This is a genomic window from Streptomyces sp. NPDC050549 (assembly GCF_040655035.1).
In the GTDB taxonomy this organism is placed as follows: Bacteria; Actinomycetota; Actinomycetes; order Streptomycetales; family Streptomycetaceae; genus Streptomyces.
Genome location: NZ_JBFAJD010000001.1, coordinates 225,285 through 246,411, shown reverse-complemented (window position 1 = coordinate 246,411; position 21,127 = coordinate 225,285). Strand labels below are relative to the sequence as shown.

At 69.5% G+C, this 21,127-nt stretch carries 18 protein-coding genes and 2 pseudogenes; 15 read left to right on the top strand and 5 right to left on the bottom strand.

Annotated features, from left to right (window positions below; genetic code table 11):
- Nucleotides 1-107 precede the first annotated feature (107 nt).
- Nucleotides 108-1,202: a mechanosensitive ion channel family protein gene (locus AB0I51_RS01110; RefSeq protein WP_362970101.1), complete on the top strand. Its 1,095-nt coding sequence runs from the start codon at nt 108-110 to the stop codon at nt 1,200-1,202.
- A 408-nt stretch (nt 1,203-1,610) separates the two neighbouring features.
- Here AB0I51_RS01110 and AB0I51_RS01105 read toward each other — a convergent pair.
- The 3 genes and pseudogenes from AB0I51_RS01105 to AB0I51_RS01095 all read right to left on the bottom strand — a co-directional run.
- Nucleotides 1,611-2,096, bottom strand: a pseudogene (locus AB0I51_RS01105) (GNAT family N-acetyltransferase); the annotation flags it as partial.
- Between the two features lie 14 nt (nt 2,097-2,110).
- On the bottom strand, nt 2,111-2,248 hold the full coding sequence (locus AB0I51_RS01100; RefSeq protein WP_362970099.1) for a hypothetical protein: 138 nt from the start codon (nt 2,246-2,248) through the stop codon (nt 2,111-2,113).
- Nucleotides 2,241-2,396 carry a hypothetical protein gene (locus AB0I51_RS01095; RefSeq protein ID WP_362970097.1) on the bottom strand — a complete coding sequence of 52 codons (156 nt, stop codon included), beginning with the start codon at nt 2,394-2,396 and terminating at the stop codon, nt 2,241-2,243. The genes AB0I51_RS01100 and AB0I51_RS01095 overlap by 8 nt, the downstream gene beginning before the upstream one ends.
- 117 nt (nt 2,397-2,513) lie before the next feature.
- On the opposite strand from AB0I51_RS01095, the gene AB0I51_RS01090 reads away from it, so the two are divergent.
- Both AB0I51_RS01090 and AB0I51_RS01085 read left to right on the top strand, forming a co-directional pair.
- The gene (locus AB0I51_RS01090; RefSeq protein ID WP_362970095.1) at nt 2,514-3,149 is read left to right on the top strand and encodes a hypothetical protein; all 636 of its coding nucleotides are present in this window, start codon (nt 2,514-2,516) and stop codon (nt 3,147-3,149) included.
- A gap of 450 nt (nt 3,150-3,599) precedes the next feature.
- Nucleotides 3,600-3,947, top strand: coding sequence for a hypothetical protein (locus AB0I51_RS01085; RefSeq protein WP_362970093.1), 348 nt, complete (start codon nt 3,600-3,602; stop codon nt 3,945-3,947).
- A gap of 173 nt (nt 3,948-4,120) precedes the next feature.
- Here AB0I51_RS01085 and AB0I51_RS01080 read toward each other — a convergent pair.
- Nucleotides 4,121-4,249, bottom strand: a pseudogene (locus AB0I51_RS01080) (IS5/IS1182 family transposase); the annotation flags it as partial.
- 167 nt (nt 4,250-4,416) lie between these two features.
- Nucleotides 4,417-4,875: a hypothetical protein gene (locus tag AB0I51_RS01075; protein ID WP_362970091.1), complete on the bottom strand. Its 459-nt coding sequence runs from the start codon at nt 4,873-4,875 to the stop codon at nt 4,417-4,419.
- Nucleotides 4,876-5,225: 350 nt separating this feature from the next.
- Between AB0I51_RS01075 and AB0I51_RS01070 the strand changes: the two genes are divergently transcribed.
- The 12 genes from AB0I51_RS01070 to AB0I51_RS01015 all read left to right on the top strand — a co-directional run bounded on the left by AB0I51_RS01070 (nt 5,226) and on the right by AB0I51_RS01015 (nt 21,080).
- On the top strand, nt 5,226-6,059 hold the full coding sequence (locus AB0I51_RS01070) for a hypothetical protein (RefSeq protein ID WP_362970089.1): 834 nt from the start codon (nt 5,226-5,228) through the stop codon (nt 6,057-6,059).
- Nucleotides 6,060-6,249: 190 nt separating this feature from the next.
- Nucleotides 6,250-7,476 (top strand): ROK family transcriptional regulator, encoded by a 1,227-nt coding sequence (locus AB0I51_RS01065; protein WP_362970087.1) that lies wholly within the window; start codon nt 6,250-6,252, stop codon nt 7,474-7,476.
- Between the two features lie 101 nt (nt 7,477-7,577).
- Entirely contained in the window at nt 7,578-8,915 is a 1,338-nt protein-coding gene (locus AB0I51_RS01060; RefSeq protein ID WP_362970085.1) for an ABC transporter substrate-binding protein, read from the top strand.
- A 7-nt stretch (nt 8,916-8,922) separates the two neighbouring features.
- Nucleotides 8,923-9,864, top strand: a complete 942-nt coding sequence (locus tag AB0I51_RS01055; RefSeq protein WP_262058107.1) for a sugar ABC transporter permease — start codon at nt 8,923-8,925, stop codon at nt 9,862-9,864.
- Nucleotides 9,865-9,867: 3 nt separating this feature from the next.
- A complete protein-coding gene (locus tag AB0I51_RS01050; protein ID WP_362970082.1) occupies nt 9,868-10,761 on the top strand; it encodes a carbohydrate ABC transporter permease in 894 nt (297 codons plus the stop codon).
- Between the two features lie 6 nt (nt 10,762-10,767).
- Nucleotides 10,768-12,033 (top strand): 6-phospho-beta-glucosidase, encoded by a 1,266-nt coding sequence (locus tag AB0I51_RS01045; RefSeq protein ID WP_362970080.1) that lies wholly within the window; start codon nt 10,768-10,770, stop codon nt 12,031-12,033.
- On the top strand, nt 12,024-12,995 hold the full coding sequence (locus AB0I51_RS01040; RefSeq protein ID WP_362970078.1) for a BadF/BadG/BcrA/BcrD ATPase family protein: 972 nt from the start codon (nt 12,024-12,026) through the stop codon (nt 12,993-12,995). The genes AB0I51_RS01045 and AB0I51_RS01040 overlap by 10 nt, the downstream gene beginning before the upstream one ends.
- Before the next feature lie 185 nt (nt 12,996-13,180).
- Nucleotides 13,181-14,626 carry a hypothetical protein gene (locus AB0I51_RS01035; protein ID WP_362970076.1) on the top strand — a complete coding sequence of 482 codons (1,446 nt, stop codon included), beginning with the start codon at nt 13,181-13,183 and terminating at the stop codon, nt 14,624-14,626.
- A gap of 14 nt (nt 14,627-14,640) precedes the next feature.
- Complete coding sequence (locus AB0I51_RS01030) at nt 14,641-15,699, top strand: glutamate ABC transporter substrate-binding protein (protein ID WP_362970074.1); 1,059 nt, start codon at nt 14,641-14,643, stop codon at nt 15,697-15,699.
- A 66-nt stretch (nt 15,700-15,765) separates the two neighbouring features.
- Nucleotides 15,766-17,097 (top strand): hypothetical protein, encoded by a 1,332-nt coding sequence (locus AB0I51_RS01025; protein WP_362970072.1) that lies wholly within the window; start codon nt 15,766-15,768, stop codon nt 17,095-17,097.
- Nucleotides 17,098-17,123: 26 nt separating this feature from the next.
- Nucleotides 17,124-19,733: a tetratricopeptide repeat protein gene (locus AB0I51_RS01020; protein ID WP_362970070.1), complete on the top strand. Its 2,610-nt coding sequence runs from the start codon at nt 17,124-17,126 to the stop codon at nt 19,731-19,733.
- Nucleotides 19,734-21,080, top strand: coding sequence for a PP2C family serine/threonine-protein phosphatase (locus AB0I51_RS01015; protein WP_362970068.1), 1,347 nt, complete (start codon nt 19,734-19,736; stop codon nt 21,078-21,080). It abuts the gene before it with no gap.
- Nucleotides 21,081-21,127: the final 47 nt, after the last annotated feature.

Genomic DNA, 21,127 nt, shown 5'->3' with positions numbered 1-21,127 from the left:
GATCCGCCCCTACGGTGACCTATTCGTGACCTAGACCGCGTGTACGAAGACGTGTAAGACCTGACCGCAGCGCCGGGGGCGGACCGCAGCACCTGGAGGTACCTGCCGTGTCCTTGTCCGCCGTCCTACTGGCCGCCGCCTCGCCGTCGCCCTCTCCGAGCCCCTCGGAGACCACGGTGACCGTGCCCTCGCTCCAGGACGCCCAGGAGAGCGCGACCAACGCAGCGAGTTGGGTCGAGCAGAACTGGTCCACCTGGCTGGCGATAGGGCTGCGGGTGCTGCTGATCCTGGTGATCGCGGCGGTGCTGAGAATGACGGTACGGCGGGCGATCACCAAGCTCATAGACCGGATGAACCGCACGGTCGAGTCGGTGGACGGCACGGCGCTGGGCGGTCTCCTGGTGAACGCGGAGCGCCGCCGCCAGCGCTCCCAGGCGATCGGCTCGGTCCTCCGCTCGGTGGCGTCGTTCGTGATCCTGGGCACGGCCGCGCTGATGATCCTGGGCACCTTCGAGATCAACCTGGCCCCGCTCCTGGCGTCCGCCGGTGTCGCGGGCGTGGCGATCGGTTTCGGCGCCCGCAACCTGGTCACGGACTTCCTCTCCGGCGTCTTCATGATCCTGGAGGACCAGTACGGCGTCGGCGACCAGATCGACGCGGGGGTCGCCTCCGGCGAGGTCATCGAGGTCGGCCTGCGCGTGACCAAGCTGCGCGGGGCCAACGGCGAGATCTGGTACGTCCGCAACGGCGAGGTCAAGCGCATCGGCAACCTCTCCCAGGGCTGGGCCACGGCGGGCGTGGACGTCACCGTCAAGGCCTCCGAGAACCTGGACCGGGTGAAGTCCACGCTCGACGCGGTCTCGGAGCGGATGAGCAAGGAGGAGCCCTGGAACGAGCTGCTCTGGGGCCCCATCGAGGTCCTCGGCCTCGACAGCGTCCTCATCGACTCGATGGTCGTCCGCGTCTCGGCCAAGACGATGCCGGGCAAGTCGGTAGGCGTGGAGCGCGAACTCCGCTGGCGCATCAAGCGAGCCTTCGACCAGGCGAACATCCGCATCGTGGGCGGCGCGACGGCGGACCCGGCCGACGACACGGCCGACCCTACGGAGGCGGTCGCGGCGCCCTCGGTGTACTCCAACTCGGACTCGCCCCAGGTGGCGGCTACTTCGCCCATCTCTTCGCAGCGACCTTCTACGCGGTAGGGGTACGGGGGCGAGTGCGGGTGCGGGTGCGGGTGCGGGTGAGCCGGCCCCCGAGGCCACGAGTGCGCATCAACTGCCCGTCCGCTCCGCCCCCGTAGCAAAGAACCGCCCCACGTAGTCGTCGGCCGGCAACCCGCTCTCCCGCATGAGAGAGAACACCTCGGCGCCCTCCCCCGGCTCGCCGCCCATCCGGTACGCCTCGGCGAAGTCGGCGTACTCGACTCCGTCGAGGTCAGCGCAGTACTCGCGCGCCTCCAACTCCCCACGCCCGATGGCCTCGTCGAGCGACCGGGCCCGCCAGAGGGTCAACCGCTCCTCGTAGACCCCGAGTTCGCGATGCCGGAACACGCATCGGACGCCGTACCAGGACAGTTCACTCGTCGGCTCAGTCATCGGCGTCGCATCGGCCCAGGTGATCTCGAAGTACCTGACGCGTTCGTCCTGTCCGGCCGGCCGCATGCCTGCCGCCGTCATGACGCGGTGGGATGCGACGTTGTCGTGGTCGGCGTCGCCCTTCACGCAGGTGACTCCTTGTGCCCGCGTGAACTGGAGCAGCGCGCGGAGGGCTTCGGAGGCGTATCCCTGCCCCTGGGCCGACGGGACGATGCCGTAGCCGATCGTGACACTGCCGTCCTCGTCCACGGGTCCATGGAAGCCGAGGCCGCCGATCGCCCGGCCGTCCTCCCGGCGACGGATCTCGTAGTTGCCGAACGGCTGGGGATCACCGGCGTTCGCACAAATACCAAGGAAGCGCCTGGCGGCGAACACGTCCCCGTCGGTGGGATATTCGGACGCCCACCGGTCACCACCGCCCGGCTCGCCCGCGACCACTCGCTCGGCCTCGCCGACGGTCATCGGGTGAAGCACCAGCCGTGCCGTCACAAGATCGCTCATGGCAGCGAGGAGTATCACGCGGGGCGATCGGGGCGCACGGGGATTGTCCGGGCGGCGATCTCGTTGGCCGGCCGTTCCGTCTCGGCACGGGCCGCATCCGGGAGGGCGTCCAGCATGTCGTCCTGGAACAACTCCCAGTGCCAGTCAGCCACCCGCGACCCCGCGGTGGGCGGCACGGGCGATCTCCCCGGTCTCGCGAAGGGCACGGTCGCGTACGGCGGGGTCCGCGCTGTTGATCGCCGGCTCGGCGGCATGCAGCCGGCGAGCCGTCTCCGGGTGGCGCTCGATCTCGACGACCATGCCCCACTCCCGGCAGAACATCCGGATCGGTACGACGCTGTCCTCGCCCCCGGCACGACAACCTCCGCGACTCCAAGACCCCGGGCGGGCCGGGGCTCCCGCACGAAGACGACCGATGTGTGGTCGCTGTCCGAAGACGAGCAACTCATCGGGCAGCGCATCAGCGAAGCCCTGCCACGATCCGGCTGGCAGTACAGTCACCCCGGCCCCAGGGGCCTTCACCAGGTGCATCTGCATCGCTCGCTCGGGGAGGCGCTGAACTGCGGCGGTCGGCAGGCGTTTCTGCTTCTGCCGGACGGGGCTCGCGCACCTGAAGACGTTCTGGTGGACAGCGCAGTCGCCGCCGAATCCGACATCGGGCACTCGGCCGTCGTGCAGTTCCTCTGCTCACGCCGCCTCCAGGACGGCGAGGGCGAGGTCTTCGGAGCCGGCCGTCTCGCAGTGCGCTGGTTCGAGCAGGAGGTCGGACCTGAGAGACATCAGCTCCTGACCGAGGAGACGCGCCTTGTCTGGAAGGCCCTGCGAGCGGCGACCCGGCCCGCCGTCGTCGAGAGCACGCAGGGCCGACGAATCTCCGGCATGAGGATCGGCCCTGCCGCCCATGACCTCGTGGCCGGCAGCAGGATGTTGCTGAAACGCGGCGGCGTCCAACGTCTGCAGCTGGCCACAGCGCCGCCAACCGGTGAGATGCGGGAGAGGCTTCAGCGTTTCTGTGTCCTTGTCCTTCTCTTCCGGAACATCGCGACCAGGTAACTCCTCACGCACAAACCAACGAGCTTCCGCCAGGTAGTCGCTTCTGTACTCCCGAAACGAGGCCCCCAAGCGTCCATGCGCCCTGATCGGCGTATCTGAGGCTGCCCAACTCCACCAGCAGGGACACATGGCTCTGCCACCGTCACGGGTTTGACCACAAGTGATCGAGCGATGGAACTCCGCGCGACCGCCGCCCACGCAATCGACATCCCAGACACCGCACGTCCGAGGTGAGTCACATCCTCCTTCACCCCCAATGGAATGCGATGCCACTCCAGCCGCACGTTTCGATGGTGTTCGAAAGGTTGGCCGGTACCCACGGGCGCCGCCTACGGTGTGCCGCGAAGAGGTCGACCACAGCGAGTCGCATCGGTCGACCGAGTGGCAGGTCCTCACGGGCGTCTGCTCGAAATGGCGTTGAAGTGGGGCCCCAGGCAGGGAGACTTCTGGATGCAGTTGCTCAAAAAGCACGTGACCCGTACAGCTGTGGCTCTCACTCTTGGGATTGGCGCGCTCATCGGCGGCTCCAGCACTGCTTCAGCCGCCGACGTCCATCCCCAGTACGTGACCTACAAGTGCGATGCCGGGCGGGCCTGCGTATACGACACTTCCGGAGGCGTCTGGAATATGGACGGCTGTGGAGACAACTGGATCTACGGCCGTTTCAACTATGCCAGGGCCCATGGCAACAGCTTCAGGGTGTACTACGTGAATAAGACGTGGGATGACGTCTGGGCAGGGGGCCAGCGGACCCTGGACGGCAGCAATTACGTCGAGCGAGTGCGCGTGAATTGCTGATCTCTGACGGCAAAAGCAGCCCCCCTCCAGCTTCAGGGAAGGGGGCTGCCTTCTTTCCCGGCCTCTCTTTTCCTCACCTTGTGCACGTCGGCGATCGGGTCCCTCCGTCGGAGTTTCCGAGAAAGTGAGCCTTCTCCATCCTCAGTTCCATCTTCGGTCCGAGCCGGCCGGACAAGGCGGTCCCGCCGGCCGCGGCAAGGGAGGCGGACCGTGCCGCCCGCGCCCTGATAGCCCTTGTCCGCCCAGCAGTTGATGCCGGTCTGGGCGAGAGCGCCGATGATGCCGTGCTCGCGTGCGGCCCGGAACCGCCGGCAGAAGCGGAAGCACGGCTGGCACGGCTGTTCAGGTCATTGGGCGAATCGCTCGGCAAGAGCAGAAGGGTCTGGAGACGACCGCTTCGCCTTCCTCCACGCGCATCACACATTCGGGCCGGAAGAGAACGAATGTCACGCCGGACCCCGGACCTCCATCAGCACCCGGCCTCCACCAGCCCCAATCCCCCAGCCACCTGACACAACGCCACGAAAGACGCCCCCCGCCGCACCCCCGAAACCCCCGTATAGGCCGCCCCCTCGCGAAGATCGAGCAGCACCGTCCCCGCCGCCTCGTCGAAGGTGATCGAGCCCCAGACCGTGTGCCTGCGGACGCCCGGGCGCCAGTGGAACCACATCTCCTCGCGGCCCTTCTCCGCGGTGACGACGGCCCGGCCGGACGCCTTCAACTCCGTGCGCATCCGGTCGGGCCAGCCCACGGAGGGCCGTAGCACGCGGAGTTGGCGGGTCTGGCGGCGGGCGAGGACGTCGGGGGTGAGGGGGATGCCCGCGGTGCGCGCTCGTCGCCGTAGTGACGGCCGTACCGCCACAGCCCATGCGACGTTGACGGTGAGGACGCCCACCGCCTCCTGCCGACACCCGGCCAACACGCTCATGCCCGCACCCCTCTCACCGATCCCCATGTCCCGCGAACGCGGTTGATCAAAAGTCAGGATTCTGTGAGGTGGCTGGCAGCGGTCGGCGGTGACATTACGAATCGGCCTCGGCAGCGGAGTCGTAGCGGCCGAAAAGCGCCCAACAGGCCGCGCAATTGCGGCAGATCAGCCAAATCCCCGCCGCTCTCCCCCAGCTGCGGCTTTGTCCATCGTGACGAAGCCGTGACGCGATCACCTTCACAGGTTGATCTCATTCCCCTCGCAGCTCCGTCACGCCTAAGGTCGCCCCACGACGGGCCCTTGTTCTGGAGCGCAACGCCCAGGGGTCCGTTTCGAATGTGGGGACAAGAATGAGAAAACTCGCCATCGGCGCCGCCCTGACCGGTGCCCTGGCCCTGACCGGTCTGGCCGCGCCGCTCGCACAGGCCGCCACTCCGGATCTGGTCTTCTCGGGTGTGACGGTCAACAAGGGGAAGGCGATCGTCGTCGGCACCACCGCCGTGGTGAAGGTGCCCGTGACGTACACGCTGACCCGGCCGTCGGACCTGGTCGTCGACAGCAAGACGACGTTCGCGGGGATCATGCTCTACCGCGGCCGGCTCGCCGACATGGACAACGACATCGAGAGCACCCTCGCGCCGACCTGCACCACGACGGCGACGACGGACACCACCGTCACCGAGACCTGCTCCGACACGATCACGATCGACCCGGAGGAGAGTCTGTACGAGGCCGCCGACGCGACCACCTGGAACGTCGGCGGTTTCTACGGCCACATCGACGTCGACTCGGACGACTCCGACGACAAGATCAGCTCGTCGGTCGACTTCGCGGCCTGGGGCGGCAAGGGCAAGGTCAAGGTCCAGCGGGCGGCCAAGCTGACCGCCAACGCCTCGCCGGAGCCGGTGAAGAAGGGGAAGACCATCACCGTCACCGGCAAGCTGAGCCGGGCCGACTGGGAGAACAGCGTCTACACCGGCTATGTGTCCCAGCCCGCCAAGCTGCAGTTCCGGGCGAAGGGTTCGAGCACCTACACCACCGTGAAGACCGTCACCTCCACCACCGGCGGTGCGCTGAAGACGACCGTGAAGGCCGTCAAGGACGGTTACTTCCGCTACGTCTTCGCCGGCACCTCCACCACCGGCGCGGCCACCGCCGCCGGTGACTACATCGACGTTCAGTAGGAACAAGAAGTAGCACCAGCTCCCCTCCCACCGCCCCCGCAGGTAACGAGTCTGTTGCCTCGGGGGCGGTGTCTATTGACGCCCCCTTCGTCCCGGGCTTACGTTCCTCCCACCCAATAGGAAACTTTCCTAACAGTGATCACATGACACGCTGGGTGGTTCGAGAGTCCGAGAGGCAGGTGGCGTCGACATGGCAGGAACCTCCGGTACCCCGGGCACGGGTACCCCTGGCACCCCCCGCGTCCTGCGCGCCATGAACGACCGCGCCGCCCTGGACCTCCTCCTGGAGCACGGCCCGCTGTCCCGCACCCGGATCGGCAAGCTCACCGGACTCTCCAAGCCGACCGCCTCCCAGCTGCTCGCCCGCCTCGAAGCGGCGGGACTCGTGCTCGCCACGGGGACCAGCGAGGGGCGGCCGGGCCCCAACGCCCAGCTGTACGTGGTCAATCCGAGCGCCGCGTACGCCGCCGGGCTCGACGTCACACCGGAGCGCATCCGCGCCGCCGTCGCCGATGTCACCGGCCGGACAGTGGGCGAGTTCGAGCTCGCCACACCCGGCCGGCGGCCCGCCCAGCCCGTCGTGCGGCAGGTCACCGACGCCCTGGACGGGGCCGTCAAGGCAGCCGGGCTGGCCCGCGGTGACGTCCACCGCCTGGTCATCGGCACCCCCGGCGCCTTCGACCCCAACACCGGCCGGCTGCGCTACGCCTCGCACCTGCCGGGCTGGCACTCCCCCGCCCTCCTCGACGAACTCGCCGCCGCGCTGCCGATGCCGGTGGAGTACGAGAACGACGTCAACCTCGTCGCCATAGCCGAGCAGCGGCTCGGCGCGGCCCGCGGGCACGGCGACTTCGTGCTGCTGTGGAACGAGGGCGGTCTCGGTGCCGCCCTGGTCCTCGGCGGCCGGCTGCACCGCGGCTGGACCGGCGGCGCCGGCGAGGTCGGCTTCCTGCCGGTGCCGGGCGCGCCCCTCGTACGCCAGGTGACCAAGGCCAACAGCGGCGGTTACCAGGCACTGGCAGGCTCGCAGGCCCTGCCCCAGCTCGCCCGCGAACTCGGCATCACCGAGATTCCGACGGGCCCCTACGCCGAGGTCGCCGCCGCCCTCGTCGCCACTGCGGCCGACCACACCACCGGACCTCAGCGGCGGTTGCTGGAGATCTACGCGACCCACCTCGCGACCGGTCTCGCCTCACTCGTCTCCGTGCTCGACCCCGAACTCGTCGTCCTCAGCGGTGCCTCGCTGACCGCGGGCGGCGAACCCCTGCGTGCCCTCGTCCAGGCCGAGTTGGAGGAGCTGGCGGCGTCGCGGCCCCGGCTCGTCGTCGGCGACGTCCATGAACAGCCCGTGCTGCGCGGCGCGTTGGAGAGCGCGCTGGCAACGACCCGCGACGAGGTCTTCGACACCTCGCGCTGATCCCACCGGCCGACTCCGGTTCCCCCAGACCGACTTCGGCTCCACCACTCACCCGGCTTCCCCAACCACCTCGCCCCGCCCCGCCCTTGGGAGACCTTGCCATGCCCGGAATGTACCGGAAAGCGGCTGTCGCAGTCGCCGCCTCCGCCTCCTTCGCCCTCCTCGCCACCGCCTGTACCGGCCAGTCCTCGTCCGGTGCCTCCGACGACGCGTCGAAGGACGTCACCATCAACTTCTGGCACGCCTGGAGCGCGGCCTCCGAGCTGAGCGCCGTGAAGTCGCTGGTCGCCGGGTTCGAGAAGGCGCACCCCAACATCCATGTGAACGTCGTCGGCAACATGACGGACGACAAGATCAACCAGGCGCTGCGCACCGGCGGCGGCAAGTCGCCCGACGTGATCTCGTCCTTCACCACGAACAATGTCGGCAAGTTCTGTTCGTCGGGTGCCCTGGTCGATCTCAACCCCTTCTTCAAGAAGGACGGCATCGACCCGGAGACGACGTTCCCGAAGGCGATGAACGAGTACACCCAGTTCGACGGGAACCGCTGCACCGCTCCCCTGCTGGGCGACGCGTACGGGCTCTACTACAACAAGACGGAGTTCAAGAAGGCCGGCATCACCAGCCCGCCCAAGACGTGGTCCGAATTCGAGGCCGACGCCAAGAAGTTGACGATCACCAAGGGTGACACGTACTCGCAGCTCGGCTTCATGCCGGACTACCACGGCTGGGAGACCACGACCGAGCACATCTTCGCGCAGTTCTCGCCGACGTACTTCGACAAGAGCGGAAAGTCGGCGCTCGCCACGGACCCCGCGTTCAAGGCCGGCTTCACGCTGCAGAAGAAGCTCGTCGACGAACTCGGCGGCTTCAAGAAGCTGGAGAGCTACCGCTCCACGCTCGGTGACGAGTGGGGCGACAAGCACCCCTTCCACACCGGTCAGGTCGCGATGCAGCTCGACGGCGAGTGGCGGCTCGGGATGGCCACGGCCGCAAATCCCAAGCTGGACATCGGAGTTGCCCCGCTGCCCGTGCCGGACGACCAGGTCGCCCAGTACGGCAAGGGCTACATCACCGGCACGATCGCCGGTATCGCCGCCAACAGCAAGAAGCAGAACGCGGCCTGGGAGTTCGTCAAGTACATCACCACGGACACGGACGCGGTGGTCGGCTTCTCCAACGCCATCCACAACGTGCCCTCCACCCTCGCCGCCCTCAAGTCGCCGAAGCTGAAGTACGACCCACGCTTCAAGACGTTCCTGGACATCGCGTCGAACCAGTACTCGACGACATCTCCCGCCTCCATCAACGGCGGTGTGTACCTGACGACGATCCAGAACCTCGGATACGACTACGAGAGCGGCAAGGTGAAGGACCTGGACTCCGCTCTGAAGAGCACGGCCAAGCAGATCGACACCGACATCGCGCAGGCGAAGTAGCCGCAGCATGAGCACCATTACTCTGGCGTCGAAGCGCCGCAGGTCGGCGCTTCGGACTCTCGCCTTCATGTCGCCCTGGCTGATCGGCTTCGCGGTGTTCTTCGCGTATCCGCTGATCTCGACGGTCTACTTCTCGTTCATGCACTACGACGGCTTCAAGCCGCCGACGTGGGTGGGGACGAAGAACTGGACATACGTCTTCAAGAACTATCCGTACTTCTGGCCCGCGATGCGCAACACCCTGTGGCTGGTCGTGGTGATGGTCTCGCTGCGGGTCGTGTTCGGGCTCGGCGTCGGCCTGTTGATCACCAAGATCAAGACGGCGACGGGCGTCTTCCGCACGCTCTTCTACCTGCCGTACCTCGCCCCGCCGGTCGCGGCCACGATGGCGTTCGCGTTCCTCCTCAACCCCGGTACCGGGCCGGTCAACTCGATCCTGGAGAAGGTCGGCATCCCGGCCCCGGGCTGGTTCAACGACCCCACCTGGTCCAAGCCGGCCCTCACCCTGCTCGCCCTGTGGGGCATCGGCGACCTCATGGTCATCTTCATGGCCGCGCTGCTCGACGTACCCCAGGAGCAGTACGAGGCGGCCGAGTTGGACGGCGCCTCGGCCTGGCAGCGGTTCCGGTTCGTCACGCTGCCGAACATCTCGCCCATCGTGATGTTCGCCGTGGTCACCGGCGTGATCCAGACCATGCAGTACTACACACAGCCCCTCATCGCCGGGAAGGTCGCGTCCGGTGTCATCCAGGGCGCGGGCACTCAGTTCGAGCCCGGCTACCCGGAGAAGTCCACGCTCACCCTTCCCCAGCTCGTCTACAACCTCGGCTTCCAGCGCTTCGACTACGGCTCGGCCTGCGTGGTGGCACTCGTCCTGTTCGCCCTGTCGATGGTGTTCACCGCGTTCCTGATGCGGCGCCGGGGCGGCCTCAACCTGGCAGGTGACTGACCCATGGCCCAAGTACTGGACAAGCCCGTGGAGTTGCGGGCACCGGTGACCCCCGCCGAGCGCACCGCCCGCCGCAAGGCGCTCATGGAGTGGATCGCGGTCCACTCGCTCGGTGTCGCCGCCGCGCTCTTCTTCACCCTCCCCTTCGTGTTCGTGTTCCTGACCTCGCTGATGAGCGACAGCCAGGCCCTGAGCCGCGACCTGATCCCGCACACCTGGGAGTGGGGCAACTACAAGAAGGTCTTCGACACCCCGGGCTTCCTCACCTGGTGGAAGAACACGCTGATCTACGCCGGTCTCGGCACCGTCCTGACCGTCGTGTCGTCGATCCCGGTGGCGTACGCGCTGGCCAAGTTCCGCTTCCGGGGCCGGAATCTGTCGCTGATGCTGGTCATCTCGATGATGATGCTGCCGCCGCAGGTCGTCATCATCCCGATGTACCTGTTCTGGGCGAAGCAGTTGGACCTGTCGGGCACGCTGTGGCCGCTGATCATCCCGATGGCGTTCGGAGACGCCTTCTCGATCTTCCTCCTTCGCCAGTTCCTGATGACCATCCCGAACGAGTACCTGGACGCGGCGAAGGTCGACGGCTGCGGCGAGTTCAAGACGCTCGTACGGGTGGTCCTGCCGATGGCCAGGCCGGGCATCGCGGCCGTCGCGCTGTTCCAGTTCTTCTACGCCTGGAACGACTACTTCGGACCGCAGATCTACGCGTCCGAGAACCCCGGTGCCTGGACCCTGAGTTACGGCCTGGAGTCGTTCAAGGGCGCGCACCACACCGACTGGAATCTCACCATGGCCGCGACCGTGCTGGTCATGGCCCCTGTGATCCTCGTGTTCTTCTTCGCGCAGAAGGCGTTCGTCGAGGGTGTCACGCTCACCGGAGTGAAGGGTTAACCACGTATGAAACTCGCCGTGGTCGGCGGAGGCTCGACCTACACACCCGAACTCATCGACGGTTTCGCCCGGTTGAGGGACACCCTGCCCGTCGAGGAACTCGTCCTCGTCGACCCGGCGCCCGAACGCCTGGAGCTGGTGGGCGGGTTGGCCCGCCGGATCTTCGCCAAGCAGGGGCACCCCGGCAGGATCGTGACGACGGACGACCTGGACGCCGGTGTCGAGGGCGCCGACGCGGTGCTGCTCCAGCTCCGGGTCGGCGGGCAGGCGGCCCGCGAGCAGGACGAGACCTGGCCGCTGGAGTGCGGCTGCGTCGGCCAGGAGACGACCGGTGCGGGCGGCCTCGCCAAGGCGCTGCGGACCGTACCGGTGGTCCTCGACATCGCGGAACGGGTCCGCCGTACCAACCCGGACGCCTGGATCATCGACTTCACCAACCCGGTGGGGATCGTGACCCGCGCCCTGCTCCAGGCCGGCCACAAGGCGGTCGGGCTGTGCAACGTGGCGATCGGCTTCCAGCGGAAGTTCGCCGGACTCCTCGGAGTCACCCCGACCGATGTGCACCTCGACCATGTGGGCCTCAACCACCTCACCTGGGAGACCGGTGTGCGGCTCGGCGGTCCCGAGGGCGAGAACGTACTGCCCAAGCTGCTCGGAGAGTTCGGCGACGACATCGCCGCCGACCTCGGCCTGCCCCGGGTACTGCTCGACCGGCTCGGCGTCGTCCCGTCGTACTACCTGCGCTACTTCTACGCGCACGACGAGGTCGTACGGGAACTCCGTACGAAGCCGTCGCGGGCCTCCGAAGTGGCCGAGATGGAACGGAACCTGCTGAAGATGTACGCCGATCCCGCGCTCGACGAGAAGCCCGCGCTGCTCGCCAAGCGCGGCGGGGCCTACTACTCCGAGGCCGCCGTGGATCTGGCCGCCGCGCTGCTCGGCGGGGGCGGTAATCCCTACCAGGTGGTGAACACGTACAACAAGGGGACGCTGCCGTTCCTGCCGGACGACGCCGTCATCGAGGTGCAGGCGGCCGTCAGCGGGAAGGGCCCGACCCCGCTCGCCGTGACCGAGGTCGACCCGCTGTACGCGGGGCTGATGGCCAATGTGACCGCGTACGAGGACCTCGCCCTGGAAGCCGCGCTGCGCGGCGGCCGGGACCGGGTGTTCCGGGCGCTGCTCTCGCATCCCCTGATCGGCCAGTACGAGTACGCCGAAGCCCTGACCGACCAGCTGGTCGCGCACAACCGGGAGCACCTCGCGTGGGCCTGACCGCAAGTGTCCTCGCCATCGACGCGGGCAACAGCAAGACCGACGTCGCGGTCGTGGCGGCCGACGGAGAGATCCTCGCCACGGCCCGCGGCGGCGGGTTCCGGCCCCCGGTCGTGGGCATCGGCACGGCCGTGGACAACGTCGCCGAGGCCGTCGCCCGCGCCTTCGCGGACTCGGGGGTGAGCGCGGTCCGGCATGTGTCGGCCTGTCTCGCCAACGCCGACTTCCCCGTGGAGGAGGAGCAGTTGGCCGTCGCGCTGCACGCGCGCGGGTGGGGCACGAGTGTGGAGGTGCGCAACGACACGTTCGCGGTGCTGCGGGCGGGCATCCCCGAGCCGCGCGGAGTCGCCGTCGTGTGCGGGGCCGGCATCAACTGCGTCGGCATGCGGCCCGACGGCCGTACCGCCCGCTTCCCGGCGCTGGGCCGTATCTCCGGTGACTGGGGCGGCGGTTGGGGCCTGGCGGAGGAGGCCCTCTGGCACGCGGCCCGCGCGGAGGACGGACGCGGCGGCCCTACGGCCCTGGCGCGCACGCTCCCGGCGTACTTCGGCCTGGACTCGATGTACGACCTGCTCGAAGCCCTGCATCTCGAACATGTCGCGCACCGTCGCCGGCACGAGTTGACGCCGGTGCTGTTCGCGACGGCGGTGGACGGCGACCCGGTGGCCCGCTCCATCGTCGACCGGCTGGCCGAGGAGGTGGTGGCGATGGCGACGGTCGCGCTGACCCGCCTGGAGCTGCTCGACGAGGAGGCGCCGGTGCTGCTCGGCGGCAGCGTCCTCGCCGCCCGGCATCCCCAACTGGACGACGGTATAAGGGAGTTGCTGGCCGCCCGGGCGCCCAAGGCGGTGGCGACGGTGGTCACGGCGCCACCGGTCCTCGGCTCGGTGCTGCTGGGCCTGGACCACGTGGGAGTTCCGGCCGAGGCGCATGTGCGGGCGCGGGGGTACTACGAGCACTGACACCGGGGAACCGAACAGATTCCCACGGCGTATTCATGGACAAGGGGGTGGTCGGGGGCGTTGTGTGGTGCCGGAAATCCGGTCGTCACGCTGCGATCCGATCAAGATCCAGTGAAGGCCCGTGCGGAATGTCAGTCCTGGCGGCGATACTTGCGGCGACGGGATGACCCTGGGGGAGGTCAGCAGTGACACAACCGCCGAAGAGCAGTACGGCGCCACCGGGCGTCGGCGTGCCCACGATGCCTGCGCTGCCGCCGCAGTCGGGCCGGCCGGGGGCGCCCGCGCCCCGGCGTGCGCCGGACGCGGAACCCGCGCGCCGTACGGCGATCGCCGAGGGCGTCGACCGGCTGCGCGCTGCGGCCGTCACCGAGCCGGGCCGGCTGCGGGCCATCGGCGCCCTGCTGGCCCTGCTGGTCGTCGCGTTCGGCGCGGTCACCGCCTGGCAGACCGACAGCCGGGCCACGGCGGCCGACGACGTACTCCACCACAGCCAGCCGCTCAGCTCGGACGCGGCGGACATCTACCGCTCCCTCGCGGACGCCAACACGATGGCGGCCACCGGCTATCTGGCGGGTCTGCAGGAGACGCAGGCGACCCGCGACCAGTACGAGAAGGACATCAAGACGGCCGCCTCGAAGCTCGTCACGGCCGCCGCCAACACCGACCCGGGCTCGTCGTCCGCGACCATCATCAAGGATCTCAACGAACTCCTGCCGAAGTACAAGGGGTTGGTCGAGTCGGCCCGCGCCAACAACCGGCAGGGCTTCCCGGTGGGCGGCGCCTATCTGCGCGCCGCGAACGACACCATGCAGAACCAGATGCTCCCGCAGGCACAGAAGCTCTACGACAACGAGAACGCGCGGCTGAGCACCGACTACGGGAACGCGAAGCCGTACCCGTGGTTCGCGATCGCCCTCGGGCTCGTCGCGCTCGGCGGTCTCGCCTGGGCCCAGCGGCGCAACTACCAGCGCACCAACCGGGTGCTGAACCACGGCCTGGTAGCCGCCTCGGCCACCACCGCGGTCGTCCTGCTGTGGGTGGTCGTCGGCCACACCATCGCCCGCGCGGGCCTCAACGACTCCTACGACCACGGGGTCAAGTCGCTCAACGTGCTGCACGACGCCCGCATCGCCTCCCTGAAGGCGCGCAGCGACGAGAACCTCACGCTGGTCAGCCGGGGCGCGGAGACCCACGAGCTCGCGGACGGCACAGTCATGGACGCCTACGACTGGGGCTACGACCAGCAGATCGCCGTGCTGGGCAAGGGCCTGAAACTGGCCGACTCGCTCGCCGACGACTCCGCGGGCCGCAAGCCCGTCGCGGTCGCCAACAAGTCCATGACGGTGTGGATCTCCCGCCACAAGCAGGTCAGCAAGGACAACAACGAGGGCGACTACCAGGCGGCCCGCGACGGTGTCATCGGCAAGGACGGTGCGACGGCCGAGTGCTTCCAGGCCGTGGACGCCTCGCTGGATCAGGCGCTGACCCACGAGACCAAGGAGTTCCAGCGGTCCGCGGGTGACGGCCTGGACGCCATGACGGGCCTCACCGTCGGCGCCGCGGTGCTCGCCGTGCTCGGCGCGGCCGGCGCCGTGCTGGGCATCGGGCGCAGGCTGTCGGAGTACCGGTGAAAGGGGGCGTGACCATGCGAGCACGCAGTGACTTTCTTCGCCGCCTGAGGGCTGTACGGCGCCTGCGGATCAGCCTGAAGGGCTGGGGCGGGGTGGGTGCGATGGCGGTCGTCTGCGTCCTCGCGGTCGCGTTCGTCCTGCTGTTGCCGCTCACCCAGTCGCGCGGCGAGGCCGGCGCGGACCTCGGCGGACAGCACACGACCCAGGGCGTCCAGGCCAAGGCCCCCAAGTGCGACGACAACACCATCCAGGACCAGAGCCCGCCCCCGTCGGACGCCGGGGGCACCACGATCGACGCCATCAAGGCCCGCGGCGTCCTGAAGGTGGGCGTCGACCAGAACAGCTACCGCTGGGGCTACCGCGATCCGAACAGCGACAAGGGTGACCTGGCGGGTTTCGACATCGATCTCGTCACCGCCATCGCCAAGAACATCTTCGGCAGCGCCTACACCGACAAGAGCATCCAGTTCCTGGCCATCCCGACCAACGAGCGCGTCCCGGCGATCCAGAACAACCGCGTCGACATGGTCGTCCGCACCATGACGATCACCTGCAAACGCGCCGAGCAAGTCGCCTTCTCCGCCCCGTACTTCGTCACCGGCCAGCAGGTCCTCGCCCCGAAGGTGTCGTCGATCACGGGCTACAACGAAACCCTCGCGAACAAGCGGGTCTGCTCGGCGGCGACCTCCACGGCGAACGAACATCTGAACGCGGACAAGGGCCACAAGATCCCCGCCAGCGTCACGATCATGGATCCCGTCCCCAACCAGCTGGACTGCCTGGTGAAGCTCCAACTCGGCGAGGCGGACGCGGTGGTGACCGACGGCGCGCTCGCCGCCAGCCAGGCCGCGCAGGACCCGACGGTGGAGCTGAAGGGCAGCCCCTTCACCACTGAGTACTACGGCGTGGCGATGAACCTGAAGGCCACCGATCTGGTACGCCGGGTCAACCGAATACTGGAGACCTACCGCACCAGCCCCAGCGGCTGGCGGGCGTCGTACGACAAATGGCTGCTGCCCACCCTGCGCGCGGACTCGAAGTCGGCCACCCCGCCCGTACCGACATACAAGTGACGGGCCGTCAACAACCGAACGACACAACGGACTTCCGACAGAACACAACGCAGCGAGAGGTGATCGATGGGCGTCACGGGACCCCCCGGGCCGGTAATGGACCGGGACGAGGTGGACCGTGCGCTGGCGCGGCTCGGCGCGGAGCACGAGGCCATCGAGACCTCGCTCCTCGCCCTGCAGGACCACGCGGGCCGCAGACTCCTCGAAGGCGCCGAGCTCACCGGCACGACCAAGGAGCGCTGGGCGGCCACCGAGGCGTCGATCACGCTGCTGTGGGCGTACTTCGACGCGTACTCGGACGCGTTCCACGCCGCCCAGAGCATCCGTTCCCGGCGCCGCTGGTCCAACCGTGAGGACCTGGTCGAGCTGACCGAGCTGCTGCGCGGCGAGTCCGTCACCGTCGCCGGATCCACCACGGCGACGGCCAACGCCCCTACGCTGACGGGCAGTTCGAGCAAGCTCAGCCACCAGTTCTCGCTGAGCGCGCTGGTCGACGAGATGAACGAGCTGTACGCGACCTCTCTCGACATGGTTGTCACGTCCGACGCGGTGTGGTCCGCGCTGCCCGCCCGGATCGATTTACTGGCCGCGGAGTTGCAGCGCACCCGGCAGCTGGCCCATTCGGTCGGCGTCCGCCCGGGCGAGCATCCGGCGGGCGACGACCTGGAGCGCATCACCACCACGCTGACCGAGCTGCGCGAGCGGGTCATCTCCGACCCGCTCGCCTTCTGGGTACGGGCACAGGGCAGTTCGGCACCCGGCGGCGGCCGGCCCGACACCACGGTCTACGACCGGGAGGCGCGCGCGCTGGAGGAGGTGCGCCGGGAGATCGACGCGGTGCTGACCGTCCGGCAGGACGCGGAGGCGCGCCTGGTGAAGCTGCGGGACGTGCTCTCGCGCGCGGACCGCACGCTCGCCGAGGCGCGCACCGCGCGCGGTGAGGTCCTCGCGAAGATCGCGGCCACGGAGGTGCCGGTCGTCAGCGGACCGCCGACCGTGCTGCAGGAGCAGTTGTCGACGGCCGCCGAGTACCGCAGACACGCCCAGTGGCACCGGCTGTCGCCGCTCCTTGAGTCCCTGGAGCAGAAGGCGGAGGACGAACTGCTGCGCGCCCGCGAGTCGTTGACGGCGGTCACCCAGCCGCTGGCGGTCCGCGCGGAGCTGCGCGGCCGGCTCGACGCGTACAAGGCGAAGGTCGCCCGGCACGGCCTCGCGGAGGACCCGTTCCTCATCGAGCGGTACGACGCGGCGCGCCGCATGCTGTGGAGCGCGCCCTGCGACCTGCGCGTCGCGGAACAGGCGGTGCTGCGCTACCAGCACGCCGCCGCCGAGCAGTTGAGTGCTTCCCGGACCCGGCCGCAGGGCGGTCCCGAGGACTCGAGGGGGCCGGGCGCGTGAGTGACGAGGGAGAAGCGGGGTCGGTCATGAGTGAGGCACAGCGAAAGTGTCAGCGGCCCGGCTGCGAGGGGTCGTACGAGGACGTGGGCGGCGGCGAGCTGTACTGCGACACGTGCGGTCTGGCGCCGGTGGTGTCGTCGAACGGCGCGCTCGGTTCACCGCCCACCGGGATGACCGGCGGCGGCAGGGGCTCGCGGAGTTCGGGCAGCAGTTCCCGTACCAGCAGCCGCAGTTCGCGTACGTCGTCGCAGTCGTCGAAGTCGCGGCGCTCGGTGTCGGGCCGGCTCTCGCGCTCGGTGTCGGGGCAGTCGTCGGGCCGCTCGGTGTCGGTGCGCAGCTCCGGTTCGTCGTCTGTGTCCTCGACGCGCGGCCGGCTCGGGGTCGGTCTGGTGCAGGTGCCGGACGTGCCGCGGCCCGACCCGCGCGCGATGGTGCTGGAGAACCCGGAGGTGCCCGAGCGGAAGCGGTTCTGCTCTCGTTCGGACTGTGGTGCGCCGGTGGGGCGGGCGCGCGGTGACAGCCCGGGGCGCACGGAGGGCTTCTGCACCAAGTGCGGCAACCCGTACTCGTTCACACCCAAGCTGACCGGCGGTGACGTCGTGCACGGCCAGTACGAGGTCGTGGGCTGTCTGGCGCACGGCGGCCTGGGCTGGGTCTATCTCGCCGTGGACCGCGCGGTCTCCGACCGCTGGGTGGTGCTCAAGGGTCTCCTCGACACCGGCGACGAGGACGCGATGGCCGCCGCGATCTCCGAGCGGCGCTTCCTCGCCGAGATCGAGCACTCCAACATCGTGCGGATCTACAACTTCGTGGAGCACCTGGACCAGCGGACGGGTTCGCTGGACGGGTACATCGTCATGGAGTACGTCGGCGGCAAGTCCCTGAAGGAGATCGCCAACGACCGCCGTACGGCGACCGGGAAGCGCGATCCGCTGCCGGTGGAGCAGGCCTGCGCCTACGGCATCGAGGCCCTTGAGGCGCTCGGTCATCTGCACAGCCGCAACCTGCTGTACTGCGACTTCAAGGTCGACAACGCGATCCAGACCGAGGACCAGCTCAAGCTGATCGACATGGGCGCGGTGCGCAGAATGGACGACGAGGAGTCGGCCATCTACGGCACCGTGGGGTACCAGGCACCCGAGGTCGCGGAGGTCGGCCCCTCGGTGGCGTCCGACATCTACACCGTCGGCCGCACCCTCGCCGTCCTCACCTTCGACTTCCAGGGCTACACGAACGTCTTCGTGGACTCGCTGCCCGACCCGGACAACATCGAGGTGTTCCGCCGCTACGAGTCGTTCTACCGGCTCCTGGTGCGCGCCACCGACCCGGACCCGGCCCGCCGGTTCGCCTCCGCGCAGGAGATGGCCGAGCAGCTGACGGGGGTGCTGCGGGAGGTCGTCTCCCTGCAGACCGGCCGCGCCCGCCCGGCGCTCTCCACCCTGTTCGGGCCCGAACTCAAGGTCACGGACACGGAGTTGTTCCCGCAGCTGGACGGCGACGTGTCGCTTCTGGGGGCGCGGGTGGTGCGGCCCCGTAAGAAGGCGGGCACACGCGCCGACGCCGCCCGCCCGGGTGCCGCACTGCCCGCCCCCGCGGCCCCGCTGCCCGTCGCCGCGCCGCATCCCGTCGGCACCGCGGTCGCCGAGCGGCCGGACGGCACCGCCGCGCTCAACGGCTCGGGCGGCGCCGCCCCGGACCTCGTCAAGGAGGTCGACTCCCCCGCCGTGGCGCTCGCCCTGCCCGTGCCGCACGTCGACCCGACCGACCCCAACGCGGGCTTCCTGGCCGGACTGATGACGACCGCCGCGACCGAGCTGCTCGGCGCCCTCGCTTCCGCGCCCTCGCCGTCCGTGGAGACCCGGCTGCGGCAGATCCGGGCCTGGCTGGAGAACGGCGACTCGTACACCGCGCTGGACGCCCTGGCGAAGCTGGAGGACGAGCGGCCCGACGACTGGCGGGTGGTCTGGTACCGGGGCGTGGCCGCGCTGGCGACCCGCGACTTCGAGGCCGCCGCGCTGTCCTTCGACGCGATCTACGACGCCTTCCCGGGCGAGCCCACGCCGAAGCTGGCGCTCGGGCTCTGCGCCGAGGTGCTGGGCCAGCTGGACAACGCCGCCGAGTACTACCGGCTGGTGTGGTCGACCGACCCGAGCTATGTGAGCGCGGCCTTCGGCCTGGCCCGCGTCCAGCTCGCGACCGGCGACCGCCCGGGCTCCGTACGGACGCTGGAGTCGGTGTCGGAGGCCTCGATCCACTACACGGCGGCGCGGGTGGCCGCCGTACGGGCGCGGCTTCGGCGGCGGACCGCGACGGCGGGCGACACGCCGTTCCTGGACGATCTGACAGCATCCGCCGGACAGGTGGAAGCGCTGGAGGGATACGGTCTGGACGCGGTGCGACGCGAGCAGTTGTCGGCCGAGGTCCTCGGCTGCGCGCTCGACTGGATACTCTCCGGAGGCCAGGGTTCCGTGCCGCCGACGCGGCGGGAGCTGCTCGGCAACGAGCTGGACGAGCGGGGACTCCGCTTCGGCCTGGAGCGTTCGTACCGCACGCTGGCCCGGCTGGCGCAGGGCGGCGAGGAGAGGATCGACCTGGTGGAACGTGCCAACCGTTACCGCCCCCGGACGTGGGTGTAGTTGATGTCCCAGATGCCCCAGCTGTCCGCCTGCCCGAGCTGCGAGGAGCCGCTCGAATCGGGTGACCGCTTCTGCGGCGCGTGCGGGTACGACCTGTCGGCCGTGCCCACGCCGCCGGACGACCACCCGACACTCACCATGAACGGCGCGGGTTCGCTGCCGCCCGAGGAGGCCACGGACGTGAACTGGCCCGTGGTACCCCAGCCGGAGGGCGCCGAGACCCCACCGACGGTCCATCTGCCCACCGACCTGCCCGGCACCGACTCGGGCGGCACCCCGCTGCCGTCCAACTCCCCGCTGCCGCCGCCCACAGGTTCACCGGTCTCCCCGGCCACGGGCGTACGGTTCGACCGGCCGCCGGAGCCCGACGAGTACCCGCTGCAGGCACCGGACCCTCGGGTCGCCGCCGACCTGCCGACCCCGGCCGAGGGCACCAAGGTGTGCGTGGCCTGCCGGTCCGGCCGGGTCGATCCGGACGGCTACTGCGAGAACTGCGGGCACGCCCAGCCCCGCGAACGCGACCACATGGAACAGGAGTCGGGCCCGCTCGCGGCGGTCAGCGACCGCGGGCTGCGCCACCATCGCAACGAGGACGCCTTCGCCGTAGGACAGTGCGCGCTGCCGGACGGGGCGCCCGCGCTGGTCGCGGTCGTGTGCGACGGGGTGTCCTCGGCGACGCGGCCCGACGCGGCCTCGCTGGCCGCCTCGCAGAAGGCCGGCGAGTCGCTGCTGGCCGCGCTGCCGCAGGGCACGCACCCGCAGCAGGCGATGCACGAGGCGATCATCGCGGCCTCGCACGCGGTCAACTCCCTCGCCGAGGAGCCCGCGACGGCCCGCGAGCACGCCCCGCACCAGAACGCGCCGGCCTGCACCCTGGTCGCCTCCGTCGTCACCCCGGCGCTGCTCGTGGTCGGCTGGGTCGGCGACAGCCGCGCCTACTGGATCCCGGTGGACCGCAGTTCGCCGCCGGCCCGGCTCACCGAGGACGACTCGTGGGCGGCGCAGATGGTCGCCGCGGGCCTGATGAGCGAGGCGGAGGCCTACGCCGACGAGCGCGCCCACGCGATCACCGGCTGGCTCGGCGCGGACGCGTACGAACTGGAGCCGCACACGGCTTCCTTCAAGCCGGACCGGCCGGGTGTAGTGGTGGTGTGCACGGACGGCCTGTGGAACTACGCGGAGTCGGCCGAGGAGATGGCCGAGGTCGTGCCCCCCGATGCCATGGTCCGCCCGTTGCACAGCGCCCAGGTCCTGGTCGGTCACGCGCTGGACGGCGGGGGCCACGACAACGTAACAGTGGCCGTCGTGCCGTTCCCGGCCCCGCCGCAAGGGGCAGTAATCGGCTGAGGCCGCACAAACGGGGACGGTCTCGGACCGGAGGGGACCGGTCCGCT

What these genes read in the sequence shown, in the direction of transcription:
- AB0I51_RS01095 (WP_362970097.1), bottom strand. Translation starts at nt 2,396, where the DNA reads ATGGTCGTCGAGATCGAGCGCCACCCGGAGACGGCTCGCCGGCTGCAT.
- AB0I51_RS01085 (WP_362970093.1), top strand. Translation starts at nt 3,600, where the DNA reads ATGCAGTTGCTCAAAAAGCACGTGACCCGTACAGCTGTGGCTCTCACT.
- AB0I51_RS01075 (WP_362970091.1), bottom strand. Translation starts at nt 4,875, where the DNA reads ATGAGCGTGTTGGCCGGGTGTCGGCAGGAGGCGGTGGGCGTCCTCACC.
- AB0I51_RS01070 (WP_362970089.1), top strand. Translation starts at nt 5,226, where the DNA reads ATGAGAAAACTCGCCATCGGCGCCGCCCTGACCGGTGCCCTGGCCCTG.
- AB0I51_RS01065 (WP_362970087.1), top strand. Translation starts at nt 6,250, where the DNA reads ATGGCAGGAACCTCCGGTACCCCGGGCACGGGTACCCCTGGCACCCCC.
- AB0I51_RS01060 (WP_362970085.1), top strand. Translation starts at nt 7,578, where the DNA reads ATGCCCGGAATGTACCGGAAAGCGGCTGTCGCAGTCGCCGCCTCCGCC.
- AB0I51_RS01055 (WP_262058107.1), top strand. Translation starts at nt 8,923, where the DNA reads ATGAGCACCATTACTCTGGCGTCGAAGCGCCGCAGGTCGGCGCTTCGG.
- AB0I51_RS01050 (WP_362970082.1), top strand. Translation starts at nt 9,868, where the DNA reads ATGGCCCAAGTACTGGACAAGCCCGTGGAGTTGCGGGCACCGGTGACC.
- AB0I51_RS01045 (WP_362970080.1), top strand. Translation starts at nt 10,768, where the DNA reads ATGAAACTCGCCGTGGTCGGCGGAGGCTCGACCTACACACCCGAACTC.
- AB0I51_RS01030 (WP_362970074.1), top strand. Translation starts at nt 14,641, where the DNA reads ATGCGAGCACGCAGTGACTTTCTTCGCCGCCTGAGGGCTGTACGGCGC.
- AB0I51_RS01025 (WP_362970072.1), top strand. Translation starts at nt 15,766, where the DNA reads ATGGGCGTCACGGGACCCCCCGGGCCGGTAATGGACCGGGACGAGGTG.
- AB0I51_RS01020 (WP_362970070.1), top strand. Translation starts at nt 17,124, where the DNA reads ATGAGTGAGGCACAGCGAAAGTGTCAGCGGCCCGGCTGCGAGGGGTCG.